This window comes from Jiangella alkaliphila (genome assembly GCF_900105925.1).
GTDB lineage: Bacteria > Actinomycetota > Actinomycetes > Jiangellales > Jiangellaceae > Jiangella > Jiangella alkaliphila.
Window position 1 is genome coordinate 1,841,258 of sequence record NZ_LT629791.1, and the last position, 13,662, is coordinate 1,854,919.

The following is a 13,662-nucleotide window of genomic DNA, read 5'->3' on the forward strand; positions in this document are numbered from 1 at the left end:
CATTCCGCCCCGCAATTGCCGAACTACTCCAAGATCAACGTGGCGGGGCGGACGTCAGGCGCCGAAGGTGCGGTGGAAGTCGCGGGGGATGACGAGGTCGTCGGGGGTGAGGTCGGCGACCGAGGACTTGCCGAGGCCGCGCAGGGCGGAGTCGATGCCCCCGGAGAGGATGTCGAGCACGTTCTCGACGCCGGCCTGGCCGTTCGCCGCCAGCCCCCAGAGGTAGGCGCGGCCGATCATGACCGCCTTGGCGCCGAGTGCGAGCGACTTGACGACGTCGCTGCCGCGCCGGATGCCGCCGTCCTGGACGACGTCGATCTGCGAGCCGACCGCGTCGACGACGGAACGCAAGGAGCGGACGGCGGCCGGAGTGCCGTCGAGGTTGTTGCCGCCGTGGTTGGAGACCGAGATGGCGCTCACCCCGGCGTCGACCGCGCGCTTGGCGTCGTCGACCCGCATGACGCCCTTGAGCATGAACGGGCCGTCCCATTGCGAGCGCAGCCAGGCGACGTCGTCCCAGGTGGCGGGCGGGGTCTGGATCCACTGGCCGTAGGCGCCGAAGAACGTCGGCGCGACGCCGTCGGCGCCCTCGAGGTTGGGGGTGGTGAGGTCGGGCAGCTTGCCGGCCCGCAGGTAGCGCAGCAGCCAGCCGGGGTGCGGCAGCACCTGCGGCGCGAACCGCGCCATGGTCTTGAGGTCCAGCCGTTCCGGGATGGACGGGCTGCCCCAGTCGCGGCCGTTGCTGAACGACCAGTCCAGCGTGAGGATCAGCCCGACGGCGCCGGCGCGGCGGGCGCGGTCGATGATGCGCAGGATCTCGTCGCGGCTGCCCAGCCAGTAGATCTGGAAGAACGCCTTGGGGTTGGCCTTGACGACGTCCTCGACGGAGCGGCTGGCGAACGAGCTCAGCCCCATGGCGGTGCCGCGGTTGGCGCCGGCCCGGGCGACGGCCACCTCGCCGTCGGGGTGGACGGCCTGGACGCCGGTCGGCGACAGGATCACCGGCAGCGCGAGGGACTGGTCCATGACGTGCGTGGACAGGTCGCGCTTGTCAGACGTGGCGGCGACGTGCGGGGCGAACCCGAGCTCGGTGAACGCGGCGAGGTTGTCCTGGAGCGTGAGCCCCTTCTCGGAGCCGGCCACCAGCGCTCCGTACACCGATTTCGGCAGTTGCCGGCAGGCCCGCCGCTCGGCTTCGGCCACGGTCTCGAACCACTTGTTCCTGCCGAACATCGTCACCTCTGAGCTCGCTGGTGGACACGTCGGTGTGCCGCTGCTCCCAGAATAATGGCACTGAGGGCCAAAATGAAGAGCGATCGGATCCAGCAAACAACTCTGGTACGCTAAGTGAACGAAAGGTGAACAACACCTGACTCAAGAGTGGCCGAAGGGAGCGCACATGGCGACGATGACACAGGTCCAGCGTCCCACGCTCGTGGGCCGCTGGGTGACGGTGACCGACATCTCCGGCCGCTCGCGGACGGAGCTGCGGTGGGTCGCCGTCCAGGACGAACGACCCGCCCACGTACGGGCGGCCTGACCGGCTAGAGCGCACCGAGAGGCGCGGCCAGGCGGCCGGTCTTCTCACACACCCACTGCGGATCGGGCCCGAGTTCGGGCTCGATCCGCAGTTCGTGCGCCTCCTCGTCGACACACGTCTCGCACGACGGCCATCGGCCGACCTTGGCGTCGAGCAGCCGATCCTGGACGTCCTGGGCCAGCTGCCCGGCCACGAACGCGGCGCCGTCGGGCCACTGCTCCACCCACCATCGGCGTTCGGTCAGCGCTGCGTCCAGGACGTCGACGGCGGCCGCGATGTCGAGCCCGCGCGCGCCGAGGTCGCGCAGGACCAGCGCCCGCGCCACGAGCATCACGTCGTCGACCACATGTCGATCGTGCCATGCGGGGTGCAGACACCCCATAGCTGGCACACTGATCCACGTGCGTCCGCTGCTGGAGGTCATCGCCCTGGGTCCCGGCGACGTGCCCGGCGCGGTCGAGGGCGGCGCCGACCGCCTCGAAGTCGTCGCCGACATGGACGCCGACGGCCTGACGCCGTCGCTGGACACCGTCCGCGACCTCAAACGCGCCTGCGACCTGCCGCTGCGGGTCATGCTGCGGACCAACGACGGCTTCTCGACCAGCGGGTCCGAGCTGGCCCGGCTGCGCATCGCCGCCTACCAGCTCGCGAACGCCGGCGCCGACGGGTTCGTCCTGGGCTTCCTGGGCCTCAACGCCGAGATCGACGTCGAGGCGACGCTGGCTCTGGCCGACGAGCTGGGCGGCCGACCGTGGACGTTCCACCGCGCCATCGACCACTGCCTCGACCTGAACGAGGCGTGGGAGGTCGTGCCCGGGCTGCCCGGCCTCGACGCCGTGCTGACCGCAGGCTCCGCCCGCGGCGTCGGCTCCGGCCTGGACGAGCTGTGCACCCGGGCGACCGGCTCGGCGCGGGCGGCGGAGGTCATGATGGCCGGCGGCGGCCTCGAACCGGACCACGTGCCGTGGTTGGCCCGGGCCGGCGTCCGTCAGTTCCACGTCGGCAGCCGGGTCCGTCCGGGCGGGTCGTGGAAGGCCTACATCGACGCCGGGCTGGTGCGGTCGTGGCGCATCCTCATCGACGACGCGGTGGCAGCGGCCCTGTGAGGGCCGGTCCGGGCCAGCAGGCGACTGGAGGGAAGGAGATGCCGTTGCCCGGCCCGAACATCGAGGTGTCACTGTGATTCTTGTGGATCCGCCGGCGTGGGCCGGTCACGGACGGCTCTGGTCGCATCTTGCCTCGGACGAGTCGTTCGAGGAGCTGCACGCGTTCGCCGCCCGGCTGGGGCTGCCCGCGCGCGGCTTCGACGGCGACCACTACGACCTGGCGGCCGCGGACTACCAGCGCGCCATCGACGCCGGGGCGGTGCCGGTGCGCAGCCGCGACCTCGTAGCCCGGCTGCTCGCCGCCGGCCTGCGCCGCCGCAAGCGTCACTGACCCGCCAGCGCCGCCAGCTCGTCGCGGTGCCGGTCGAGGTACTCGTGCACCCGCCGGTCGGAGTCGGCCCAGTCGCCGTGCAGCATCTTCGACGGCTCCTCGGTGAACGTGAGGACATAGTCGTCGCGGTCGATCAGGAGATCGACGCTGAGCGCGCCGCCCGCCGTCGCCCGGGTCAATTCCTCGTGCCAGTCGCCGCGCACGAACGTGAGCCCGTCGGGCGACGGGAACTGCACCTGCGCCAGCTCGCCGCCCTCGACGACGATGACGACATGCGTCCGCGCGCTGTCGGCCAGGCCGTCGGGCGCGAGCTCGCACTCCCACCGGCAGACGATGCGCAGCCAGCCGTCCGGCGCGGCGTCGCGGTAGACCGTGACGATCTCGTCGAGAGTGCTCTGCTGCTCCGGCGTCACGTCGCGACCCTGCCGTCCCGGTGGACGGGATCCGTGCTCGGCGACCCAGCGGTCGAGGTAGGTCTCGAACCGGCCCATCGACTCCTCGTCGTGGATGCCGCGGGCGCGCTTGGGCGGGTCGTAGCCGAGCTCGGCGCGGAACGTGTGGTCCTGGTCGACCTCGAGGTCCAGGACGGTCCAGGCGTGGCCGGGTGCGTCGGCGGCGGCCAGGCGGTTGAGCTCGGCGACCAGGTCGTAGAGCGGCTCGTCGTAGCCGACCTGGCCGTACTGCCACCGGTCGCCGGCGTCGACGACGGCGAGGGTGAGGTAGTCGAGGGTGAGCTCGCCGGCGGGCTCGGCGTACGCCTCCCAGTTGCCGACCAGCCGCACCCACCCCGCCGGCGCCACCTCGGCGAACCGGCGTACGACGCGGTCGAGCTGCTCCTGCTGTCCGGCTTTGCCCACTGCGGACGTCACGGGGCGAAGGCACGGAGCAGGACGAGCTCCGTCTCCAGGTTGTGCCGGGCCGGGTCCTCCCAGCGACGGTGGCCGGCCTCGGTGCGGAACAGCGCTGGCCGGTCCAGCAGGCCGGTGAGCACGGCGGCCCGCCCCGCGGCGAAGTCGGCGTCGGACACGTGCGCGTAGTCCTCGCGGACGGCGGACGCGTAGGCTGCGTAGTCCGACGGCGAACCGGCCAGGACGGCGAGGTCGGCGTCGCAGAGCACGGCGCCGTTGCCGTCGCCGGGCTCGGGGTCGTGGCCTGCGGTCAGCAGCACCAGCCGCTCGACCTCGTCGACCTGCGCCGCCGGCCGGTCGAGCGTCGTCAGCACCTCGCGGGCCAGCCGCGCGCTGGCCGCCTCGTCCTCGCCCGGCCGGCCGTCGTAGACGGCGTCGTGGAACCAGGCGGCGAACCGGACGGCGTCGGGGTCGCTGGCCGCGTCGTCCAGCTGATCCAGAGCCTCCAGCACGGCGGCCAGGTGCGTGATCGCGTGGTAGTGACGGTGCGGCTCGCGCCAGCGGGACAGCAGGCCTGCGCCGGCCTCTGCCGCGGCGGGGGAGTCGCCGGCGAGCGCGGCCCAGCGCCGTTCGAGATCGTTCATATGGACATTCTCGTTGTAGAATGTGAACAGCACAGGGAACAGCGCGCGTCTGGTGGCGGGAGACGCGCCGGCCGAGCATTCCGGAGTTCCCGTGTCGCCCATCGCCTCGTACCGCCGCCTCCTCTCCCTCGCCGGTCTCGGCTACGTCGTCGTCGCCTTCCTCGGCCGGTTGCCGCTGGCCATGAGCCAGCTCGGCACGCTGCTGTTGGTGTCCGACGCGACCGGCCGCTACGCCGCCGGTGGCCTGGCCGCCGGCGCGCTGGCCGTCGCGAACGCCGTCGGCGCCCCGCTCGCCGGTAGCATCGCCGACCGCGTCGGGCAGCGGCCGGTCGTGCTGGCGCAGTCATTGACGGCGGGCGTCGCGCTCGCCGCGCTGGTCGCGGCCGTCCACGCCGATGCGTGCACTCCGGCGCTGATCGGTGCGGCCGCCGTCGCCGGGTTCACGATGCCGCAGGTCGGCCCGCTGGCCCGGGTGCGCTGGCGGCCCATCACGCACCGCACCGGCAGCGCGCAGCCGCGGCTGGTCGACGCCGCGTTCTCCTACGAGGGCGCCGCCGACGAGGCCTCGTTCGTGCTCGGCCCGGCGCTGGTCGGCCTGGGCGCGGTGGCGCTGAGCCCCAGCGGCGCGCTGCTGGCCGCCGCCGCGCTGCTGGTGGTGTTCGGCTCATGGTTCGCACTGCACTCGACCGCCCGGCTGACCCACGCACTGCGTGCGTCCGCGGCCGCGCACGGCGGGTCGTTCGTCACCGTCGCGTTCCTGACGCTGTGCCTCGCACAGCTGCTCATCGGGGTGATCTTCGGCGCCACCCAGACCGGCACGACGGCGCTGGCCACGGCCGAGGGCACTCCCGGGATGGCCGGGCTGGTGCACTCGCTGCTCGGTGCGGGCAGCGTGCTGGCCGGCCTGGCGACCGCGGCGCTGCCGGCCCGGTTCGGTTACGACCGGCGCATCCTGGTGTTCGCGATCGGGCTGGTCGTGCTGTCGTCGCCGCTGCTGCTGACCGGCTCGCTGGCCGCGCTGGTGCCGGTCGTGCTGGTGCTCGGCCTGGCCGTCGCGCCATACATGATCAGCGTGTTCGCCGCCGCCGAGCGGCAGGTGCCGGCCACCCGGGTGGGCGCGGCGATGACGCTGCTGGCCGGCGCCACCGGCATCGGCTACGCCATCGGGTCCGGCGTCGCCGGCCGGCTGGCCGACCTCGGCGGGCACCGGCCCGCGTTCGCCGTGACGGTGACCGCGGCGGCGCTCGCGGTGGTGCTGGCCGTCGTCCGCCTGCGCACCCAGCGGCGGCAGGAAGCGGACGGCGTCACCACTCCCGGTGAGCTGGCAGCAACGTCCCCGGGTTGAGGTTCCGGCCAGGGTCGACCGACTTCAGCAGGCCGACCATGACGTCGGTGCCGGCCGGCGAGATGTCGTCCTCGAGCCAGTACGCGTGGTCGGTGCCGACGCCGTGGTGGTGGGAGATGGTGGCCTCGTTGTCGATGAACGACTGCTGGATCGCCTTCTTCACCACCCAGTACTGCTCGATCTGCTCGGCCGGCACATCGGTGCTGGGCGGGAACGCGAAGGTGAAGTACAGGCACGCGCCGGAGTGGTAGCTGTGCGACAGGTGGCACATCGCGAAGCCCTTGACGCCCAGCTCGTCGTAGGCGTCGTTGGCCGCCCGGATCGTGTTGGCGTACAGGTTCATCAGTTTCGACCACGGCGCCGCGGTCTCGGACACGTCGCCGAGCGCGCCGATGTCGAGCAGGAAGTCGCGGATGTACGGGGTGTCGAACTTCTTCTGGTCGTACAGCGCGCCCGGGCCCTTGCCCAGCTTGATGCCGCCGTGCTTCTTGACGATCTTGCCGACGAGGCCCTTCTGGTACTTCAGGTGAGAGGCCTCGCCCTCATAGCCGATGTAGGACAGGCACGCCGCGGACAGGTCCCAGCCGCGCCGCTCCAGCACGTTGAACAGGATCGGCCCGGCCTTCGCCGCCAGCCCCTTCGACGGCTTCTGCATCGCCAGCGAGAACGCGGTCTCGTTCGCGTCGGAGACGCGGGTGACCGTCGGCGCCGCGTCGGACTCGGAGATCTCGTGCATGGCGGCGATGGCCGCGGCCCAGGTCGGGTAGAGGTAGGCGATGATCTCGCGGTTCTCGGGGACCCGGTGCACGTTGACCCACGCCTCGGTGATGACACCCAGGCGGCCCTCGGAGCCGAGGATCATCTCGCGGACGCTCGGTCCCGACGACGTGCTCGGCAGCGGCCGGAGGGCGATCACCTTGCCCGGCAGCACGACCCGCAGGCCGCGGGTGATGTCGGCGATATCCCCATACTTGTCCGACTGCATGCCCGAGCTGCGCGTCGCGATCCAGCCGCCCAGTGTCGAGTGCTTGAAGCTGTCGGGCTGGTGGCCCATGGTCCAGCCGCGGGCGTTGAGCTGGTCCTCGAGGTCCGGTCCGAGCCCGCCGGCCTGGATGCGGGCCAGCCCCGCGGCCTCGTCGACCTCGAGCACCCGGTTCAGCCGGCCGAGGTCGAGCGAGACGACGACGCGATGCTCGGCCGGCTGCGGGGTCAGCGAGCCGGAGATGTTCGAGCCGCCGCCGAACGGGATGACGACGCCGTCGGCCGCGACCACGGCGTCGACCACCTGGCGCACCTGGTCCTCGTCGCCCGGGTAGACCACGACGTCGGGGACGCGCGGGAGGTCGCCGGCGCGGACGCGCACGAGGTCGACCAGCCCCTTGCCGTAGGTGTGCACGACCCGGTTGAGATCGCCGGTGTCGACGTACTGCTCGCCCAGTGCGTCGCGCAGCTTCCCGCCGAGGTCGTCGCCCATCCGGGAGGCCGGCACCTCGAGGTCATCGAACGCCGGCGGCGGCGTGCCGGGCCGGTTGAGGTCGATGCCGATCTTCTCCATGACGAACGGCGCCATCCTCGGCTTGTCGTCGTGGGTGAAGGCGATGCCCTCGACCCCCCAGCCCCACCACTTCTGGTGCTTGACACCGGTCACGACGCCTCCTCCTTCTGGGCGTGATCGCTCGCCTGCTCAGCCGGCTGGTCCGGCCGGGCGGCGTCGCGCCGCGGTTTCCCCTCGGCGTCGGGGTCGCCGGTGGCCACCATGGCGGCCACCTTCGCCTCGAGCCGTTCAGTCAGTTCGCGGGTCCGTTCCCCGGGCTGCGGGCTGATCGGTGCGCCGATGACCAGCGTCACCGGCGGCCGGCCCGGCTTCGGCCAGAAGTGCCCGACCGGCATGGCGGCGTCGGTGCCGATGATCGCCACCGGCACGCACGGCACGCCCTGCGCGATGCTCAGCGCCGCCGCACCCGGCTTGAACCGCTTGACGCCGCCCTCGGTGTTGCGCCGGGTGCCCTCGGGGAACACGACGACGGGGACGTTCTCGCTCAGCAGCCGGTTGGCCAGGCCGCGGCCCTTGCCCATGTCGGCGTTGGTGCGGCTCACCGGGTAGGTGTTGAAGAAGACCGACGTGGTCGCCTTCATCCACCACCAGCGGTAGAAGTAGTCGGCGGCGGCGTTGACGGCCATGGTGCGGGTGTAGCGCCGCGGCAGCTCGGTGACCAGCAGCGGCGCGTCGAGGTGGCTGCTGTGGTTGGCCACGACGATGAACGGGACGGCCAGCCCGTCGAGGTTCTCGGCGCCGCGCACCGACACCTTCGTCGTCAGGTGCACCACCGGACGCAGGAGCAGGCGCTGTGCCACGAACCTGGCGAATCTGTGCCAGGCCGCGTGGTACCTCTTCGTACTCGCCTGTTCGCTCATCGTCGTCCGCTCACCAGTCGCGCCGTGACCTTGCGCACCGCCGCCCGTGGAGCGTGCTCGGCCAGCCAGGCCAGGACCTTGAACCGTGCTGACGGTACCGAACGGACCCGCCTCTTCTCGACATCGGCCAGACAATCGGCCACGACGCGGTCGGCGTCGAGCCACAGCGACGACGGGATCGAGCTGGTCCGGATGCCGGCCCGCTCGTGGAACTCGGTGCGCACCCAGCCCGGCAGCAGCGCCGTGACCTGCACCCCGGTGCCGGCCAGCTCGAGCGACAGACTCTCGGAGTAGATGCGGACGAACGACTTGATCGCCGCGTAGCCGCCCTGCGGGTTGAAGCCGGCGACCGACGACACGTTGACGATGACGCCGTGCCCGCGCTCGCGCATGGTGCAGGCGGCGGCCGCGCCGAGCACGACGACCGCGGTGATCATCAGGTCGATGGCGTGCTCGTGCTCGCTGGTGTCGTCGGTGGCGAGGCGCGAGTGGACGCCCTTGCCGGCGTTGTTGACGAACACCTCGACGGGGGAGTCCGGGTCGGTCAGCCGGGCGGCGACGGTGTCCACCTGGGCGCGGTCGGCGAGGTTGGCCGTCAGCAGCTCGACGTCGACGCCGTGTCGCCGGCGCAGGTCGTCGGCGGTGCTCTTGAGCCGATCCTCGTCGCGGGCCACCAGCACGAGGTCGCAGCCGCGGGCGGCCAGCGCGTTGGCGAAGGCGAGACCGATGCCGGACGTCCCGCCGGTGACCAGCGCCCGGCCGGTGAGCAGCGGCCCGGTCATGCCCGTCGTGCTCCTCGCACGCTGCGTAGCACCGGCGACAGGCGGCCCTCGGCGGTGGTGGTCCAGCTGTGCACCGGCCAGCGCTTGGACTTCGCGTACCGGTAGAGGCTGGCGTCGGGGTTGACGGCGTTCGGGTGGCCGACGACCTCCAGCCAGGAGCGGTCGGTGTAGCTGTCGCCGTAGGCGTACGAGCCGGTGAGGTCGAGACCCTCGGAGCGGGCGTAGCGGCGCAGCCAGGTGGCCCGTGCCTCGCCGACCAGCGGCGGCGTGGCCAGGTGCCCCGTCCAGCGGCCGGACTCGTCGGACTCCATCTTGCCGGCGACCATGACGTCGAACAGCGGCGCCAGCGGCTCGACGAACACGTCGATCTCGCCGGTGAGCAGGACGGTGCGGTGCCCGGCCGCGCGGTGCGCCTTGATGCGCTCGAGCGCGTCCTCGAACAGGCCGCGGTGCAGCGACACCGTCACCTCGTCGGCGATGACCTTGCGCAGCTCGTTCTCGTTGACGCCCTCGTAGCGGCGCATGAACGTGCGGATGAAGTCGCCGCGGTCGCGCCGCTCGGCCTGCAGGTAGCGCGGGCCCAGGGCGACCAGGTTGCTCAGCACGACCGGCCACCGCGACAGTGGCTTGGCGGCCAGCTCGATCCACACGTAGTGCTCGACCAGCGTGGCCGCGGCGACGGTCTTCTGCAGGTCGAAGACGGCGACGACGTCGGTGCGCCGCGGCAGCTCCAGCGGCGCAGAACCGGCGGCGGCGCCGTCGCCGCTGGCGCCCCGGGTCAGGCCGGGCACGCCGGGGATGTGGATCTTCTGCAGGTAGTGCGCCCAGTCGATCTCGGTGACGTCGAAGCCGTGCTCGGCCTTGCGGTCGTCGGGCAGCGCCGCGTGCAGCGCCCGCAGCTTGGCGTCGTCGAAGATGACCTCGGTCTCGGTGTACGGCTGGTACAGCGAGGTGAACTTGCGCAGCGTGTCGAGGTCGCGGCGGGCCCGGTAGATGGTGGAGATCCACTTGCGCGACCGCTGGCCCGGCGGCAGCCGGTCGACGGCCTTGTCGGCGAGGTCGACGACGCGCTCGCGGCGGCGCAGCGCCCGCTCGACCACGCCGCGGTGCGGGAACGACCATGACGGGACGGCGACGTGGCCCTTGGCGTCCTTGAGCGGGTTGGCCTCGAAGTACTCGTGCACGAGCCGGAGCAGCCGGCCGAACGGCAGCGGGTTGGTGATGCCGGAGCTGACCTGGAAGTACTGCGCCTCGCCGGACGGTGGCGGCACGGCGGCCGCGGCCAGAGCGGCGTTGACGACGAAGTCGACGGGGATGACGTCGAGCACGGTGTCGGCCAGCGCGGGGAACTCGGGCAGCAGGCCGCGCCCGTACGCCGCTATCAGCGGGTCGGCGACCTTGAAGCCGTCGATCCAGCCGGGGAACGGGTGCTTGAGCGACGACTCGATGATGGTCGGCCGGACGACCGTGAGCCGGTGCCCGTTGCCGGCCCAGAGGTCCTCGGCGACCCGCTCGCCCAGCGCCTTGGTGAATGTGTAGACGTCGGGCCAGCCCAGGCTCTGCGCCCGGGTGCGGCCGGCCTCGACCAGCTCGACGCGGACCCACTCCTGCCGGGCCTGCTCGGCGGTGTCGGTGACGACCCGCGCGCCGGCTCGGCCGTGCTCGTCCTGCGCCTCGGTGAGCAACCGGCGCAGCAGCCGGGGGCTGCGCGACATGCGCTCGACGTCGGGCCGGGCGGCCTGCGCGTAGGCGAGTTCGGCCGTGCGGTCGACGTCGTGCTCGAGGCTGCGCTCTTCGGCGATGCCCTTGCGCAGCCCGGCGACGTAGCCGGTGGAGATGTGGACGACGTGCGGGTCGGAGCCGGCGGCCAGCAGCGCGCGGTACAGCGACTCGGGGCCGGAGACGTTGGAGGCGAACGCCTCGTCGATGGGCAGGTCGAACGACACCGTCGAGGCGGAGTGGATGACGACGTCGACACCGTCGGGCAGCGGCGGCAGCGCGCCGAGGTCGCCCTCGAGGACGGTGACCCGCGCGCGGTACTGCCGCTCGGCCTCTTCTTCACCGACGGCCGCGCGCCAGGTGCCGAAGACCGGCTTGCGGAACAGCCGGTCGATGCGGTCCTGCGCGCTGAGCGCCCCGCGCGGGCGGACGATCAGGCTCATCCGGGTGTCGGGGTAGGTCGACAGCAGCTTCTCGAGCAGGGCCTGGCCGACGAAGCCGGTCGCGCCGGTGAGGAGAACGTGTGCGCCGTGCAAGGTCGAGGTTCCTCCGGTGGCCGTGGCGGCGCTCACCGGCGGGATCCCAGGGCATCGCGTCCGGCCCGTGCCAGGTCGAAGTCAGATGCCATGCGCCCTCCCCAGGCAGGTGCCGCCGCTCGGTCGAGCTGCATTTTTAGTTACCCGTGCCGTCGGCCGGCGGCCCTTGTCGAAGTCCAGGGGGTGCCGATGACCCCATACGCCGTGCAGACAATACACAGAATGTAGCCCTTCGCGGGCATGGCCATCGTATCGCTACTGGTGAGCTGGTCACCTTTCCCTTGTGGGACTCCCCGCTGTCTTGGACCTCGCGGTCGGCGAGGCGAGCGCGCCGGGCAGCGGCTCGCGGTGCACGACGGTCAGCGACGACACCGCGCGGGTGAGCACGACGTAGAGGCGGCGCAGCCCGGCCGGCTCGGCCGCGACGATGGCGGCCGGCTCGACGACGACCACGTGGTCGTACTCGAGGCCCTTCGCCAGGGTGGCCGGCACCAGCGTGATCCGGGCGTCGTCGGCGAGGTGGCCGTAGTCGAGGCCGGCGGCGTCGAGCGCGGCCTCCATGTCCGGGACGGCGGCGTCGGCGACGATGACGCCGAGTGACCCCTCGCGGGACGCGACATCGACAGCGGCGACGGCGACGGCTTCCCGCAGGTCTCCGGCCGCGTCGACCAGGTCGAGCCGGCCGGGGTTGGACCGGACCGGCTCCGGTGGCGCGATTCCCGGTGCGATGACCGGCAGCAGCCGCCCGGCGAACTCCACCACGGCCGCGGGCACGCGGTAGCCCTTGCGCAGCACCTCAAGGTGGGCGTCGTCGTGGGCGAGGTGGCGCAGCGCCTCCGGCCAGGACGGCGTCGCCCACGGCGTGGTGCCCTGGGCGATGTCGCCGAGGACGGTGAGCGAGCCGGTGCCGGCGCGGCGGCCGACGGCGCGCAACTCCATGGGGGAGAGGTCCTGCGCCTCGTCCAGCACCACGTGCCCGACGCCGGGGACCCGCTCCAGCGCCGCGGCGGCCTCGTCGACCAGGACGGCGTCAGCGTGCGACCACGGCGCGGTCTTCGGGCCGCGGGCGGGCTTGCGCCACAGCAGGCGGCGCTGCTCGTCGTCGTCCAGGATGCCAGCCGCCGCGGTGGCGAGCAGGTCCGGCTCGCTGAGCAGCCGCATGACCAGCTTGACCGGGTCCAGCGCCGGCCACAGCTCGTCGACGTGCGCCTTGACCGGCCGGGACCGGGCGACGGCGTTCTGGACGCGGTCGTCGGTGATCTCGCCGGCCGCCTCCATGCGCAGCAGGATCCGGTGCGCCAGCCGCTGGCCGAGCAGCGATCGGGCCGTCGTGTAGCCGTCGCCGCGCTCGCGCAGCGTCCGGATCGCGTCGGCGACCTCGTGCACCGGGACCCGCCAGCGCCGGGTGCCGCGGGGCACGTAGAGCGTGTCGGCGGGCTCCTGGACGTGCGACCAGATCGCGTTGCGGACGACCTCGGCCAGGCGGGCGTCGCCCTTGAGCGTCGCCGTCTCCGGGTCGTCGGTGCCCCTGATCGGGACCGTCTCGACCAGCTCGGCGACGGTGACCTGGCGGACGTCGACCTCGCCGAGCGTCGGCAGCACCTGGGCGATGTAGTGCAGGAACGCCTGGTTCGGCCCGATGACCAGCACGCCGGTGCGCGACAGCCGGTCGCGGTAGGCGTGCAGCAGGAACGCCGCCCGGTGCAGCCCGACGGCGGTCTTGCCGGTGCCTGGCGCGCCCTGCACGCACACCGTCCGGTCGAGCGAGGCGCGGACCACCTCGTCCTGCTCAGGCTGGATGGTGGCGACGATGTCGCGCATCGGCCCGACGCGCGGCCGCTCGATCTCCTCGGTGAGGATGCGGCTGGTGATGTCGGTCTCGCCCGGGTCGAGCAGGTGCTCGTCCTCGTACGAGGTCAACTCGCCGCCGGCGAACCCGTAGCGGCGGCGCAGCGTGACGCCATGCGGGTCGTCGCGGGTGGCCCGGTAGAACGCCCGCGACACGTCCGCCCGCCAGTCGACCACCATGGGGTCGCCGTCGCCGTCCATGACGTGGCGCCGCCCGATGTGAAAGGTCTCGGCGTGGTCGTCGTCGGTGCGGTCGATGCGGCCGAAGAACAGCGGCAGCGACGGGTCGTCCTCCAGCGCCTTCGCCCGCCGGTACAGCGCGGCCTTGAGGTATTCCGTCGAGACGTGGTCGCCGCCCTGCGCCGTCAGCGACAGGGTGTGCTCGCGCATCGAGTTGAGATCGGCGCGCGAGCGGCTCAGATGGTCCCGCTCGGTCTGCAGGACGGGGTCGACGGACACGGGTGGCCTCCCAGGGCTCGGCGGAAGATGGCGCTTTCCGACGGCCCGGTGGTCCGGTCCGGTCGCGAAGGGCATGGGAGCTTAGCCCA

At 72.5% G+C, this 13,662-nt stretch carries 13 protein-coding genes; 4 read left to right on the top strand and 9 right to left on the bottom strand.

What is annotated here, in order from left to right:
- Positions 1–54: 54 nt before the first annotated feature.
- Entirely contained in the window at positions 55–1,233 is a 1,179-nt protein-coding gene (gene mftD / locus BLV05_RS08690) for a pre-mycofactocin synthase MftD (protein WP_046771856.1), read from the bottom strand.
- Between the two features lie 166 nt (positions 1,234–1,399).
- On the opposite strand from mftD, the gene BLV05_RS35675 reads away from it, so the two are divergent.
- Positions 1,400–1,540, top strand: a complete 141-nt coding sequence (locus BLV05_RS35675) for a hypothetical protein (RefSeq protein ID WP_157524224.1) — start codon at positions 1,400–1,402, stop codon at positions 1,538–1,540.
- Between the two features lie 4 nt (positions 1,541–1,544).
- Here BLV05_RS35675 and BLV05_RS08695 read toward each other — a convergent pair whose 3' ends face one another.
- Positions 1,545–1,922: a hypothetical protein gene (locus BLV05_RS08695; RefSeq protein WP_046771829.1), complete on the bottom strand. Its 378-nt coding sequence runs from the start codon at positions 1,920–1,922 to the stop codon at positions 1,545–1,547.
- 19 nt (positions 1,923–1,941) lie between these two features.
- Between BLV05_RS08695 and BLV05_RS08700 the strand changes: the two genes are divergently transcribed.
- Both BLV05_RS08700 and BLV05_RS08705 read left to right on the top strand, forming a co-directional pair.
- Positions 1,942–2,646 carry a copper homeostasis protein CutC gene (locus tag BLV05_RS08700; protein ID WP_046771828.1) on the top strand — a complete coding sequence of 235 codons (705 nt, stop codon included), beginning with the start codon at positions 1,942–1,944 and terminating at the stop codon, positions 2,644–2,646.
- A gap of 73 nt (positions 2,647–2,719) precedes the next feature.
- The gene (locus BLV05_RS08705; RefSeq protein ID WP_046771827.1) at positions 2,720–2,977 is read left to right on the top strand and encodes a DUF4031 domain-containing protein; all 258 of its coding nucleotides are present in this window, start codon (positions 2,720–2,722) and stop codon (positions 2,975–2,977) included.
- On the opposite strand, the gene BLV05_RS36925 is transcribed toward BLV05_RS08705, so the two are convergent.
- Both BLV05_RS36925 and BLV05_RS08715 read right to left on the bottom strand, forming a co-directional pair.
- Positions 2,971–3,846: a hypothetical protein gene (locus BLV05_RS36925; RefSeq protein WP_197683588.1), complete on the bottom strand. Its 876-nt coding sequence runs from the start codon at positions 3,844–3,846 to the stop codon at positions 2,971–2,973. The genes BLV05_RS08705 and BLV05_RS36925 overlap by 7 nt on opposite strands.
- On the bottom strand, positions 3,843–4,469 hold the full coding sequence (locus BLV05_RS08715) for an HD domain-containing protein (protein WP_046771826.1): 627 nt from the start codon (positions 4,467–4,469) through the stop codon (positions 3,843–3,845). The genes BLV05_RS36925 and BLV05_RS08715 overlap by 4 nt, the downstream gene beginning before the upstream one ends.
- 91 nt (positions 4,470–4,560) lie before the next feature.
- On the opposite strand from BLV05_RS08715, the gene BLV05_RS08720 reads away from it, so the two are divergent.
- Positions 4,561–5,814, top strand: coding sequence for an MFS transporter (locus tag BLV05_RS08720; protein WP_046771825.1), 1,254 nt, complete (start codon positions 4,561–4,563; stop codon positions 5,812–5,814).
- Here BLV05_RS08720 and BLV05_RS08725 read toward each other — a convergent pair.
- The 5 genes from BLV05_RS08725 to BLV05_RS08745 all read right to left on the bottom strand — a co-directional run bounded on the left by BLV05_RS08725 (position 5,774) and on the right by BLV05_RS08745 (position 13,648).
- Positions 5,774–7,462, bottom strand: a complete 1,689-nt coding sequence (locus BLV05_RS08725; RefSeq protein WP_046771824.1) for an FAD-binding oxidoreductase — start codon at positions 7,460–7,462, stop codon at positions 5,774–5,776. The two genes, BLV05_RS08720 and BLV05_RS08725, sit on opposite strands and share 41 nt — an antisense overlap.
- Positions 7,459–8,169 carry a lysophospholipid acyltransferase family protein gene (locus tag BLV05_RS08730; protein ID WP_160312811.1) on the bottom strand — a complete coding sequence of 237 codons (711 nt, stop codon included), beginning with the start codon at positions 8,167–8,169 and terminating at the stop codon, positions 7,459–7,461. Before BLV05_RS08730 ends, BLV05_RS08725 begins: the two co-directional genes overlap by 4 nt.
- A 56-nt stretch (positions 8,170–8,225) precedes the next feature.
- Positions 8,226–9,011, bottom strand: a complete 786-nt coding sequence (locus BLV05_RS08735; protein ID WP_046771823.1) for an SDR family NAD(P)-dependent oxidoreductase — start codon at positions 9,009–9,011, stop codon at positions 8,226–8,228.
- Positions 9,008–11,302 (bottom strand): HAD-IB family hydrolase, encoded by a 2,295-nt coding sequence (locus BLV05_RS08740; protein ID WP_197683589.1) that lies wholly within the window; start codon positions 11,300–11,302, stop codon positions 9,008–9,010. The genes BLV05_RS08735 and BLV05_RS08740 overlap by 4 nt, the downstream gene beginning before the upstream one ends.
- 234 nt (positions 11,303–11,536) lie before the next feature.
- The gene (locus BLV05_RS08745; protein ID WP_152691011.1) at positions 11,537–13,648 is read right to left on the bottom strand and encodes a HelD family protein; all 2,112 of its coding nucleotides are present in this window, start codon (positions 13,646–13,648) and stop codon (positions 11,537–11,539) included.
- Between the last annotated feature and the right edge of the window lie 14 nt (positions 13,649–13,662).

Coding starts and splice junctions, on each gene's coding strand:
- mftD (WP_046771856.1), bottom strand. CDS start 1,233: ATGTTCGGCAGGAACAAGTGGTTCGAGACCGTGGCCGAAGCCGAGCGG.
- BLV05_RS08695 (WP_046771829.1), bottom strand. CDS start 1,922: ATGGGGTGTCTGCACCCCGCATGGCACGATCGACATGTGGTCGACGAC.
- BLV05_RS08745 (WP_152691011.1), bottom strand. CDS start 13,648: ATGCCCTTCGCGACCGGACCGGACCACCGGGCCGTCGGAAAGCGCCAT.
- BLV05_RS08735 (WP_046771823.1), bottom strand. CDS start 9,011: ATGACCGGGCCGCTGCTCACCGGCCGGGCGCTGGTCACCGGCGGGACG.
- BLV05_RS08715 (WP_046771826.1), bottom strand. CDS start 4,469: ATGAACGATCTCGAACGGCGCTGGGCCGCGCTCGCCGGCGACTCCCCC.
- BLV05_RS35675 (WP_157524224.1), top strand. CDS start 1,400: ATGGCGACGATGACACAGGTCCAGCGTCCCACGCTCGTGGGCCGCTGG.